Genomic DNA, 11,343 nt, shown 5'->3' on the forward strand with positions numbered 1-11,343 from the left:
CGGCGGGCCCTGCGGCCGGTGGCCCTGGGTCCGTGACGCTGCCGTAGTCTCCGTGGTCATGTTCGAGTGGTGGCATGTGCTGGCAGATGACGAACGGCAGCAATGGACTCTGGATCCGTTCGTGAGTGTGGGGCTGCTGGCGTTCGGTATGGGTCCCGACGAGACGTCGCAGGTACTGAGTGGTGCCACCAGGGAAGCTCAGCGTCACAAGTTTCGCCGTCGTGCGGGCGAGACCGTCGACGCCGTCGAGGAAGGCGAGTACCGAGAATTCGGTTTGAAGCTCTACTACCGGGAGGAACGTCTGGCCGGCGTCGTGGTCGATGCGCTGCGAGGACCCCAAGTCTTCGTGGAGGGGGAAGCCCTGGTCGGCCGGGTCCCCTCCGTTCTGGAGCAATGGATGATCGGCCGTGCCGAGGCCCGCGAGCCGCATTCGGAGCTCTCGTATCTGGACGCTGGAGTTCCTGGGTCGGAATCGCTGGGCGTCGTTCTGGATGTGCAGCGCGCAGGCGATCACCTGCTCACGCGACCGGTGTTCGTGCCCCGTGAGGCACTGGACGACCTCCCTCACTTCCTACCCCGAGAAGCGTGGTCGCGTTGCTGAGTGCCCATCGGGCAGACGGGGGTGACACCGCGGTCAGTCCGATGGATGGCAGCTGATCACGCCCGTAACCGGATGCGGATCGAAGCTGTCGACGCGGCGCCATGGAAGGTGTCGGCACGTTTCTCCAGATGAACTGACAGCTCGTCACTACAAGGCGCAAGCAGTTCATTTTGCCAGGAGTTCTTAACCGGGCCACTCAGCAACTCCCCTCGACCGAGGACTGAAGGAGCGTACCCGGCGACTCTTTGAAGCAATCCAGCACGTGGATCACGGTCCAGCGCCGCAGGTGGTTCAGGTCGTTGCGGCACGGAGAGCGGCGAGTTCCGCGCTGACCGGACCGCAATGCTGTCGGCCGCTCGGTCGCTTCAGTCGCTGTTCTGAGTCTTATGCCATGGCGATGCAGCGCGGGTCCTTTGAGCAGGAAGCCATCGCGCATCGTAGGGGCCCCGCACGCTCTGCGAATTGCCGTACGGGGCCACCCACTCGGACAGGGGCACTCTGAGCGTCAGCGGTCGCCGGCCCTCCTCGGCGGGCATCCTCACCCCCGCCGTTGAGCCCGGGACCAGGGCTCGTACGAGGAGTGGACGAGGATGCTGCTGTCCGTGCCGGATCGTGCTGCTGACACCTGTGCGTGGCACGGACAGCCTGGACACCGTCACCGTGGCCCCACCTGAAGGGCTCGCATCGGCTGAGCGAGCCGATGCACTAGCCCATCAGGTCCGGCGCGCTTCAGGCGTTCCTACCAAGCCACCGGCAGCTCCAGCGGAAAGCGCCGGATCGTGTCCGTGTCCCACCGCACTTCCTCCGGCGGCACCGCAAGCCGCAGCCCGGGGAAGCGCTTCAAGAGACGCCCGATCGCCACTTCCATCTCCGCCATGGCCAAAGGCACCGCGATGCATCGGTGTCCGCCCCAGCCGAACGTCATGTGCGGCTGGTACGGCCGGTCGGGGTCGAGGACGTGCGAGTCCGGGAAGCGCTTCGGGTCACGGTTGGCCGTCAGGTACGACACGTGGACGAAGTCGCCCGCCCGGATCTGTACGCCGTCCAGCTCCAGGTCCTCAAGGGCCACCCGGGGGATACCGACCCCCTTGCGGAACGGGATGTGGCGGAGCATCTCCTGCAGGACGTCGGTCAGGGACTCCGGCCGACGCCTGAGGTGTTCCATCAGCTCGGGACGCGTCAGGAGCAGGTATGCGATGTCGCTGATCTGGCACGTTGCCGTGTCCTGGCCGCTGAGTGTCAGCGTCAGTGCCATGACCGCCAGTTCCCTGTCGTCAAGCTGATCCTTGCCGTCTCGCGCCGCGGCCATCGCGCTGAGTAGGTCCTTGCCGGGTGAGGTCCGGCGCTGCTCGACGAGTTTGGCGAAGTAGCCGGTCAGATCGGCCTTGGCACTCGCTGCGGCCTCCTTGTTGCCCGCGCCCACGACGAGCAACTGGCGCACGGACTCCTGCATCTGGGGCCAGTCCTCCTGTTCGACGCCGAGGAGGTCCAGGATGGTGTGCTGGGGAAGCGGGTCGGAGAGGTACTGAACCAGGTCAGCCGGCGAGCCGTCCTCCTCCATCTTGTCCAGCAGGACGTCCGCGAGCCAGATGATCCGGCTCCGCATTCCGTCGACCTGCTGCTGGGTGAAGGCCTGCGAGGCCAGTTGGCGGACACGGCTGCTGTGCGGCGGGTCCATCACGTTGATCGATTCGGGCGAGACGATGGGCTCCGGGGTCAGCCGGGGGTAGTCGTGGCCGATGATGGCGGCCCGGCTGAGCCGGTGATCGGTGGTCACCTGCTTGACGGCGTCGAATCCGGTGATCAGCCAGGCGTCCGCATCGCCGTAGGGAAGCCGGATGCGAGTGGGGGTATCGCGGTCCATCAGGTCCGCGAGCGCAGGGTCGAACTCCAGGGCTTCGCTGAAGTCGAACGGGCAGATGTTTGTCTCGTTGTCCGCGGTCATCAGGCGGCTCCTCCGGGCATGGGTACGACGTTGGTGGTGTCCACGGCCCGGCGAATGGCCTTGGCGAGGCCGACGGCATCGCCGACGGCCCAGTAGTGGACGAAGAACAGGTGTGGATCGTCGGTGAGGTTGTGGTGGCGCGCCTCGCCGAGTTTGGCGCCACCGCGCGGCAGGGCCACGAGGACGGGTTGGACTTCCTTGGCGATCACGACCAGGTCACCGCTGAGGGCGGCCTTTCAGCCGCCGAGCGGCTGGAAGTTGACGGAGGCGGTGGCGACCGGTCTCGGGGGCAGGATCGCAGGGCCGTCGGCGACGGTCTTGCGGCGGACATCTGAAAATCTGCAGTTCGCGCTCGGTGACCACGGTGTCGCCCAGCAAAAGCGTGCTGTGGTCTGGGTGACGGACGTAGGACACGCGCGTGCCCAGAACGAGCGCGCGGTTGATCCGGATGCCGCGAGGCAAGGCCGTGAGGTACCGGCGCGGCAAGCCCGTGTGGAACATGAACCGCCTCAGGTCACCGGTCGGCCCGAGAGCGTCGCCCTCGGCCGCCCAGTCCGCCGGCTTGGTCATTACCGGCTCGGCCGGGGAGCGGTCCTCCGGTCCGGCGGACAGGGTGCAGGCCCTGGCAGGCACACCGGTGAGTGCGGGCGCAAGGGCGGCCGCGGTCGGCACACGGCGCCGGGACGGGGTGAGCCGAGAGTGGGTGTCCTGTTGTCGCTTGTCAGCCATGTCATATGCCTCCTGGCGCGATGGAAGCACAGGAGTCCTCGTGGAACGCTGATCGGCACAGCCACATCCCGCCAGGTGGGCTAACTGGCTGCCGCCTATGGCCCGCGCCTGCACAGCAGCTCGCCGCGCGAGCCGTCGAAGTCATCCCAGCCGGCGTCTGCCGGACATGCCGTGGCGGCCGAAGGGTGACGCGGCGCCGAGTGGTGTGGTGATGCGGACCGCGCGGCTCCGCTCAGGATCGTGGCGGAAGGCGCCTGTCTGTCCCCGTCCAGGCTGTCCGTGCTGCCCGCAGGTGGTCAGCAGAACGATCCGGCACGGAGGTGGCTGTGCCACCCCTGTTGAGGCGTGGACCGAGCGCCGCCAAGCCACACTGACGACCGCACGCCGAGTGCTGCCCGCCACGACTCCGACGACGAGGTCGCCGCGGGCGGTTGTGTAGGCGTCGCCGGCCTTCATCGGCGACGCGCGGCGCCTGTAGGCCCTACGCGTGCGAGCCTGTCGCTGCCGTGCTGCCGTGCTGCCGCGCTTCAGTGGGAAGCGGCGCAGCAGAGCCGTCCATCCCGCCCCAGCCGTACAGACCCGCCGCCTGGCGAAGGTGCTCCAGGCCGTCCGACCGGAAGGCGTCGTCTAGCCCCGGAGTCCTGGATGGTGCGCGCCTGACGGTCACGCCGGCATGGCTTGCTCGTCGCCTTCGGCCCCTTCCGCGCAGGCGGCGGCCAGGTCGTCCAGGGACAGATGCAGGGCGTGGGCCAGGGCTGCCACGGTGAAGAAGGCCGGGGTCGGGGCCCGGCCGGTCTCGATCTTGCGGAGCGTTTCGGCGGACACCCCTGCGGCCGCTGCCACGTCGACCATGCTGCGGTCACCGCGGGCCCGGCGGAGCAGGATCCCGAAGCGCTCTCCGCGTTGCCGCTCTTGCGGACTCAAAGGAACTCTCACCATACCCGTGATACTAATACCGGTATAAGTATTGGCTAGCGTCGCATCGCAGGGGAGTCACGACACATGGTGGAGATCAAGACCGACACGGCACTGGAGGCGATGCGAGAAGCCGGACGCGTCGTGGCCCATGCACTCGCAGCCGCCCGCGCGGCGGCAGCTGTGGGAGTTCGCCTGCGCGAGCTCGACGAAGCCGCCCGCGCCGTTCTCACCAAGGCCGGAGCACGTTCTCCGTTCCTGGGCTACCAGCCCTCCTTCGCCCCGACCCCCTTCCCCGCGGTGATCTGCGCCTCCGTCAACGACGCTGTCTCGCACGGTATCCCCGACGACTACCGCCTGTGCGACGGCGACCTGGTCAGCGTCGACTGCGGAGCCGAACTCGACGGCTGGACCGGCGACGCCGCGATCAGCTTCACCGTCGGCACGCCTCGCCCCGCCGACCTCGAACTCATCGCTGCCACCCAGCAGGCCCTGGACGCCGGTATCGCCGCCGCCACCGTCGGGCATCGGATCGGCGACATCTCCCATGCCATCAGCACGGTCGCCCGCAAGGCCGACTGCGGCATGCCGGCCGACTTCGGCGGCCACGGCATCGGCCGACAGATGCACGAAGACCCGCACGTGCCCAACCACGGACGACCCGGCCGCGGCTTCCCCCTGCGCCACGGCCTCGCCCTCGCCATCGAACCCATGCTCATGGCCGGAGGACGCAACGACTACCACACCGACCCCGACGGATGGACCCTGCGGACCATCGACGGCAGCCGAGCCGCACACATCGAACACACCATCGCCATCACGGAGGACGGCCCCCGTATCCTCACCCTGCCCTGACCTCGAATCCGCTCCAACCCGGCAGTCAGACACATCGGCCATACTCGGCCAAGCACCGACCATCGATCACGGCTCCTACCGGCGCCGGGCCCTGGCTGGCAGTACCGGCAACCCTTGAACGCGGAGCGGACGGCGCGTCGGCGCAGGGCGGTTGACCGCCCCGACCCACTCACCCCGAGATCGGCCGTGTCCCTCCCATGACTGCGGCGCGAGCCGTCTCGCTGACCCTGACCGCCTCCGAGCACCACCGGCTCAAGAAAATGGCCTATGGCCACAAGACCCCGCATCAGGCCCGGCAGCGCGCAGCCATCGTGCTGCTGGCTGCCCGTGGGGCTCCAATGCCCGGAAATCCGCGCAGACGCGGCTGCATGTGGACACGGTGCCGGTGCGCACCTGGCGGGGCAGGTTGGCCACCGGCGGCCTGCCCCGCCCTCGCCGACCGCAAGCGGTCCGGCCGGTGGTCGGCCGGTCCATCGCCGGCTCCTCTCGCCGGGGGACGAGGGCCACCAGAGCGAGACCGTCTTCTCGATCGTCCAGCGCAAGGTCCTCTCGCGAACGACTTCACGGACCTCAGCGAGGTTCGGGATCGGCTCCGGGCGTTCGGAGACCGTCACAACGCCACGGCACAGCCTTTCCATCGGAGGTTCACCACCTTCGCCCGGATGAACTGCTGGCTCGGCTCGACGTCGCGTCTGCATCTCCTGACGCTGCCACCGCGCCAAGGGTGTCCACCGGCCCCCGTGCCCCGCCAACCAAGCGGCCGGGGGTTAGCCCTACCTGGAGGTGGGCGGGTACCAGGATCGTCCCGCGTGATCGCTTCCGAGATGCTGGGCCCATCAGCCGGTGGTTACCCAATGATTCCATGGGAGTTGGCTCGTGCGTGAGCAGGCATGGCAGAGGTTTCGTTCGTCCGGGCGGCCGAGTGGTCGGCGCAGAGCCGTGCCGGCCGCGGCCGCGGTGGCCGTCGGCGTCATGACGATGGGTGCCCTGGCCCCGCCCGCGGCGTCTGCCGCCACGAGGCCGCACACCGTCCAAAGGGGCCTGAACGCGCTGGTGCACACCGACGGCGTGCCCGCCGCGCTGGCGAGCGTCAAAGACCGTGGCGGCCGCACCCGCGCCTACACCGCAGGGGTCGGTGACCTGGCCACCGGAGCGAAGGTGCCCCGGGACGGTCAGGTGCGCGTGGGCAGCAACACCAAGACGTTCACGGCGGTGGTCGTGCTGCAACTGGTCGGTGAAGGAAAGATCGGCCTTGACGCCCCGGTCGACGCCTACCTGCGCGGTCTCGTCGGCGGGGACGGGATCGACGGACGTCAGATCACCGTCCGTCAACTGCTCCAGCACACCAGCGGACTTCCCAACTACAGCAAGTACCTCAGCGACGACATCCGCTACTACGACCCTCGCGAGCTCCTCGACCTCGCTCTCCAGCACAAGGCCGACTTCGCCCCCGGCACGAACTGGGCCTACAGCAACACGAACTACCTGGTGGCCGGCCTGATCGTGCAGAAGGTCACCGGCCGTTCCCTCGCCGAGGAGATCGACCAGCGAGTCATCCAACGCATCGGATTGCGCCACACCTACTTCCCCGCCCCAGGAGAGGAGATGATCCGGGAGCGCCATCCCAGGGGTTATTACCAGGATTCGGCAGGCGCGCCTCTGGTCGACGCCACGGAATGGGACCCTTCCTGGGCCTGGGCTGCGGGCCAGATGGTGTCCACCAACTCCGACCTGAACCGGTTCTTCTCCGCGCTGTTGGCCGGCCGCCTTCTCCCGAAGGCTCAGCTCGAGCAGATGCGCACCACCGTCCCGGCCAGTTACCCCTTTCCCGCCGGTGCCCGCTACGGGCTGGGACTCGTGAGCACGCCGCTGTCGTGCGGCGGGGTGTACTGGGGCCACGGCGGCAGCATGACGGGATACGAGACCCGAGGCGGCGTCACCGAGGACGGTCGCGCGGCCAACGTCGCCGTGACCATGCAGCCGAGCCAGGCAGTCAAGGAGCGCATGGACGGTGTCGTGGACACGGCCCTGTGCCGCTGACCCCGACGGGCCGTGGGGACGGTGTCAGCGGGTGGTGCCGGAGGCGCCGACCAGGCCGCGAGGCGGCGGTCGGCGCCGGTACGGAGACCGTGAAGTGCTGGCGCCGCACTCGCCGGTGTGGCCGCGGGCGGTGCGCTCATCCAGGTTCTGGCTGTGAACCACTACCCACTGTCAACCCACACCTACGACGAGGGCCGGCTCAGCACTGCTGCTCGTACCGGAGGTCGACATACTCTGCGGCGGCGATGTCCTCCCGTGTGCCCACGATCAGGTTCATGGTGAATACGTTGTAGTCGATCGCCTGCCCGGCCATTTGCGCGAAGAGCACGAGATCGCCCTGGTCCGGTGCCATGTCCCACGGGTCGGAGAACCCGCCGATCTGCACGCGGACGCCGGGGCGATGTCCGCCGAAGGCCGCGTCGAGGATGGCCTCCTCGAAACTGTCCAGCGCGTCCTCGTCTCCGTCGCCGTCCAAGAACGCACGGGTCTGCGGGCCCCCTTGCCAGTCGCTGTCGAGGGTCAGTCCGGGCACGGGATACAAGGTGCGTGGTTCGTAGACCTTGATCTGCATGGCCTCACCGTTGAATTCATACGTCGCGGCGCGCTCCGTGGTGCGTGCTCCGGCAGGGATGTGGAGCACCACGGACGACTCTGGCGGGTACTCGATCTCGGTGAAGAACAACAGGTGCCCATCGGCGGGCAGTTCGATGTCCAGTACGTCGTGGGGCAGGGCCGCGCAGTCGACGCTCAGCACGAGCGGCGCTCTCCCTTCAGGCCAGTCCACCCCGTCCGGCAGTGCGGGGAGCCCGCCCGTTCGTGCGGCGGAGCGGACGTTTTCCCGACGGGACGGAGGCACTTCCTTGTGCGGCACCAGATAGAGGCATGGCCGGAAACGGGACATGAACTCCTGCGCGACAGGTCCGGGAACGCCGTACTCGGCGGCTGTCTCGTGAACGAGGCGCTCGTCGATCGATGTCATGCGCGCGATCGTGCCATGGGCCACTGACATGTCGCGGATCGTCGCATACGACGAACGCGGCCACGGTCTTCGCCGTCGGCCAGCGCCCACGCGACAGCGCCGTACGGAAAGCGACCCTGGACGCACCGGGTTGCCCCATCGCATCGGCCTCTCCGGCGCGAACCTTCATGGCAGCCAGGCTCTGCAGTCACTGGTGCGGGGATCCCGCCCATCCGCTCGCGCCGATGCCTACGGCAGCCCGGCAACCCGGTACCGCATCGCCCGCACAGGTGTGCGGGCAGGTGCCACCACGGAACGCCGAGCTGGTCTGCAGCGCCGACAGCCAAACGGATCCTCCGAGCTCAGCCCCCTGAACGTCGCCGAGATCCGACGACTGATCAGCCGACTCACCGACCGCCGCCCCACCCGGGTCGACTGCATCCTGCACTGGTCGCACGGGTGGCGGCGACGATGCCGATATCAAGCCCGCATCAGCCACTACGAACGACGCGGGCACAGCCCGTAAAACTGCACCGCACTCAGAACGAGCACCGTGGCAGTGTCGGCGGGCGTCGATGCGTTCTCGCTCCCGCATCGGGCCGCGGTGAAACGATGCCCGACCCGGCCGCCGACCCTACGGTGAGGGCATGACGGTGCTCAACGGTTGGAGGCGGCGCGGGCGAGCCCCGAGCCGCACGCTCGACGTCTTGGGCGTGGCTGTGCTGTGCGTGCTGTCGGTGGTGGCTGCCTCGGTCGACCCGCACGAGCACGAGTTCGTGCTGCGCTGGTCCGCCGTGGTGCTGGCTGCCGTCGGCTGCTCCGCGTTGCTCTGGCGGCGTCGTCACCCGTTCGGAGTACTGGCGGTCACCATTGGCTGCGGGGTGCTCTTCCAGATGCTCGGCTTTCGGGAGAGCCCTCTGGTGACAAGCCCGGTTCTCGCGTCCGTCTACAACGTGGCGCTGCGGACCGACCGGCGTACCGCCTGGACCGCGGCAGCTGTCTCGGCTGCCATCCTGGTGGGCGCCGACGCGATATGGACCTCGAATTCGTGGCTGGACCCGGACAAGGCCGCGATGGTGGCCTGGACGGCCCTGCCGGCCGCCGTCGGGGACGGGCTGCGCTCACGGCGCGCCTACGTGGCGGCCGTGGAGGAAAGAGCGGAGCACGCCGAGCGCACCCGCGAGCAAGAGGCACAGCAGCGCGTGGCGGCCGAACGCGTTCGGATCGCACGCGAGCTGCATGACATCGTCGCGCACCACATCGCCTTGATCAACGCTCAGGCAGGCGTCGCCGTCCACCTGGTGGACCATCGCCCGGAACAAATCCTGACGGCTCTGGAGAACATCCGGGACACCAGCCGCTCCGCGCTGGACGAATTGCGGGTGACCGTAGGCCTGCTGCGGCAGTCCGACGAGCCGGTGGCGCTCCGCGATCCGATGCCGGGTCTCGCGCAAGTACCAGCACTTCTGGCGTCGTTCGAACGCGCCGGGCTGGCCGTGAGTGACACGTGGCGGGGCATCACCGAACCGCTGGAACCGGCGGTTGACCTGGCCGCGTACCGCATCGTGCAGGAGTCCTTGACCAATGTGCGCAAGCACGCCGGGGCCGACCATGCCCGGCTGTTCCTCCACTACCACGGCGAACGGCTGACGATCACCGTCGAGGACGACGGGTGCGCCGGACCGCACCATCCTCACCCGGGGGCCGGTCACGGGCTGATCGGGATGCGTGAGCGGGCTACCACGATAGGGGGCACGCTGTATGCGGGACCGCGCCCCGAAGGCGGGTTCACCGTGACCGCGGAACTGCCGCTGCGCCCCGGTCCGGCAGGGAATCGGAGACATGGGCATGACGATTCGCGTACTGCTTGCCGATGATCAGGCCCTGCTGCGGGGCACCTTTCGCATGCTGTTCGACGCCACGGATGACATGGAGACCGTGGCCGAGGCGTCCAATGGCCGTGAGGCGGTCGAGCTGGCCGGCTCACAGCGCCCGGACGTGGTCCTGATGGACATCCGCATGCCGGAGATGGACGGCCTCGAGGCGACGCGGCTCATCACCGAGTCCGAGGATCTCGCAAGTGTGAAGGTGCTCATCCTGACCACCTTCGAGGACGACGAGCACGTCGCCGACGCACTGCGTGCGGGTGCGAGTGGCTTTCTCGGCAAGGGCGCGAGACCCGAGGAACTTCTCGATGCCGTCCGAACGGTCGCAGACGGCGAGGCGCTGTTGTCCCCCTCAGCGACGCGAGCATTGATCACTCGGTTTCTGGCCCAGCCGGATCCATGCCCGGCGGCCGTACACGAGCGGCTGGAGAGCTTGACACCGCGGGAACGCGACGTCACGAGCCTCGCCGCGCTGGGCCTGTCCAACGACGAGATCGCCGAGCGCCTGTTCGTCAGCCCCCTGACCGCCAAGACCCACATCAACCGGGCCATGACCAAGCTGGCAGCTCGTGACCGCGCCCAGCTCGTCGTCATCGCCTACCAGTGCGGGCTGGTCAGTCCGGCTTCGGAACCAGATCAATCCCAGCAACCCGCATAGTCGCCGACACAGTGCGTCCACCTTCTGCCCCAGCGGCAGGCCGACGTACCGCGTACTGCAGCCGTGGTAGCCGGAAGTCGCTGCGTGGGGACGACGCGCTGAGGGCCGCTCCTGAGCCAAGGTGAAACCCTGAACGGAGGTTTCACCATGACCGCAACCCAGTGCCTGACGAAGCCCGACGAGAAGACGGCCCTCGAGGAGTGCCGCACGATCCGTGAGCTTCTGGCCGGAAGCGAACGCAAGAGCCTCGCCCCCGATGAGGCAGGCGCGGTGCGGGCTCACCTGGCGACCTGCCACACATGCCGGGGCGAGTACGACAGTCTCGTGGCCGTGCCCGCTCACCTCTCTCTTCTGCGTGACGCTCTGGCCTGCGGCAAAGGCCGAAGCACGCGGACGCACGCGGCCACCCGGCCCGATCGCGGCCACGCGTCGCCCCGTCACCGCAGGCCACACCGAGCGAACCTGACCATGCAGCTCACGCTGTCCCAATGGGTCAGCAGGACCACGTCGTACATCCGGTGAGCAGACCTCGCGGAAGCGACGACGTGCCTGGGGCGGAACGGCAAGGGGACCCTTCTGCGGCGTCTCACCGGCGACCGGCGAAGAGCACTCGTACGGTTGATGCGGAGACGGACGGCGGAGGGGTCCACCGCCCCGCGATCGTTGGAGTTGGACGACACAGGGTGCATTCCGAAGCTGCTAGCGTGCCACGGAACGGCAGCCCGGACTCCCACCGTTCCGAGCTGCGGAACGCCT

Annotated in this window: 11 protein-coding genes; 6 read left to right on the plus strand and 5 right to left on the minus strand. The window is 68.4% G+C overall.

The window, feature by feature from the left end:
• The first annotated feature begins 52 nt into the window (after window positions 1-52).
• Complete coding sequence (locus OG798_RS51250) at window positions 53-601, plus strand: hypothetical protein (RefSeq protein ID WP_328759674.1); 549 nt, start codon at window positions 53-55, stop codon at window positions 599-601.
• A gap of 739 nt (window positions 602-1,340) precedes the next feature.
• Here OG798_RS51250 and OG798_RS51255 read toward each other — a convergent pair.
• The 4 genes from OG798_RS51255 to OG798_RS51270 form a co-directional block, all read right to left on the minus strand.
• Window positions 1,341-2,546, minus strand: a complete 1,206-nt coding sequence (locus OG798_RS51255; protein WP_095850282.1) for a cytochrome P450 — start codon at window positions 2,544-2,546, stop codon at window positions 1,341-1,343.
• Window positions 2,546-2,755, minus strand: a complete 210-nt coding sequence (locus OG798_RS51260) for a DUF1259 domain-containing protein (RefSeq protein ID WP_257016197.1) — start codon at window positions 2,753-2,755, stop codon at window positions 2,546-2,548. Before OG798_RS51260 ends, OG798_RS51255 begins: the two co-directional genes overlap by 1 nt.
• Before the next feature lie 7 nt (window positions 2,756-2,762).
• The gene (locus OG798_RS51265) at window positions 2,763-3,275 is read right to left on the minus strand and encodes a DUF1259 domain-containing protein (RefSeq protein WP_328759676.1); all 513 of its coding nucleotides are present in this window, start codon (window positions 3,273-3,275) and stop codon (window positions 2,763-2,765) included.
• Window positions 3,276-3,938: 663 nt separating this feature from the next.
• Complete coding sequence (locus tag OG798_RS51270) at window positions 3,939-4,214, minus strand: helix-turn-helix domain-containing protein (RefSeq protein ID WP_097228578.1); 276 nt, start codon at window positions 4,212-4,214, stop codon at window positions 3,939-3,941.
• Window positions 4,215-4,277: 63 nt separating this feature from the next.
• Between OG798_RS51270 and map the strand changes: the two genes are divergently transcribed.
• A complete protein-coding gene (gene map / locus OG798_RS51275; protein WP_328759678.1) occupies window positions 4,278-5,045 on the plus strand; it encodes a type I methionyl aminopeptidase in 768 nt (255 codons plus the stop codon).
• Window positions 5,046-5,921: 876 nt separating this feature from the next.
• Entirely contained in the window at window positions 5,922-7,085 is a 1,164-nt protein-coding gene (locus OG798_RS51280) for a serine hydrolase domain-containing protein (protein WP_328759680.1), read from the plus strand.
• Between the two features lie 199 nt (window positions 7,086-7,284).
• Here OG798_RS51280 and OG798_RS51285 read toward each other — a convergent pair whose 3' ends face one another.
• A complete protein-coding gene (locus OG798_RS51285; protein WP_328759682.1) occupies window positions 7,285-8,064 on the minus strand; it encodes a DUF1963 domain-containing protein in 780 nt (259 codons plus the stop codon).
• Window positions 8,065-8,690: 626 nt separating this feature from the next.
• Here OG798_RS51285 and OG798_RS51290 point away from each other — a divergent pair.
• From OG798_RS51290 to OG798_RS51300, 3 genes are all read left to right on the plus strand, one after another.
• Complete coding sequence (locus tag OG798_RS51290) at window positions 8,691-9,920, plus strand: sensor histidine kinase (RefSeq protein ID WP_095850278.1); 1,230 nt, start codon at window positions 8,691-8,693, stop codon at window positions 9,918-9,920.
• Window positions 9,892-10,587, plus strand: a complete 696-nt coding sequence (locus tag OG798_RS51295) for a response regulator transcription factor (RefSeq protein WP_121418078.1) — start codon at window positions 9,892-9,894, stop codon at window positions 10,585-10,587. Before OG798_RS51290 ends, OG798_RS51295 begins: the two co-directional genes overlap by 29 nt.
• Before the next feature lie 147 nt (window positions 10,588-10,734).
• A complete protein-coding gene (locus OG798_RS51300; protein WP_121413452.1) occupies window positions 10,735-11,109 on the plus strand; it encodes a zf-HC2 domain-containing protein in 375 nt (124 codons plus the stop codon).
• The last annotated feature ends 234 nt before the right edge of the window (window positions 11,110-11,343 follow it).

The organism is Streptomyces sp. NBC_00271, assembly GCF_036178845.1.
Classification (GTDB): domain Bacteria; phylum Actinomycetota; class Actinomycetes; order Streptomycetales; family Streptomycetaceae; genus Streptomyces.

Bases quoted from the DNA above. Each gene is read 5' to 3' on its own strand.
- OG798_RS51255 (WP_095850282.1), bottom strand. From the start codon at position 2,546: ATGACCGCGGACAACGAGACAAACATCTGCCCGTTCGACTTCAGCGAA.
- OG798_RS51265 (WP_328759676.1), bottom strand. From the start codon at position 3,275: ATGGCTGACAAGCGACAACAGGACACCCACTCTCGGCTCACCCCGTCC.
- OG798_RS51270 (WP_097228578.1), bottom strand. From the start codon at position 4,214: ATGGTGAGAGTTCCTTTGAGTCCGCAAGAGCGGCAACGCGGAGAGCGC.
- map (WP_328759678.1), top strand. From the start codon at position 4,278: ATGGTGGAGATCAAGACCGACACGGCACTGGAGGCGATGCGAGAAGCC.
- OG798_RS51285 (WP_328759682.1), bottom strand. From the start codon at position 8,064: ATGACATCGATCGACGAGCGCCTCGTTCACGAGACAGCCGCCGAGTAC.
- OG798_RS51290 (WP_095850278.1), top strand. From the start codon at position 8,691: ATGACGGTGCTCAACGGTTGGAGGCGGCGCGGGCGAGCCCCGAGCCGC.
- OG798_RS51295 (WP_121418078.1), top strand. From the start codon at position 9,892: ATGACGATTCGCGTACTGCTTGCCGATGATCAGGCCCTGCTGCGGGGC.
- OG798_RS51300 (WP_121413452.1), top strand. From the start codon at position 10,735: ATGACCGCAACCCAGTGCCTGACGAAGCCCGACGAGAAGACGGCCCTC.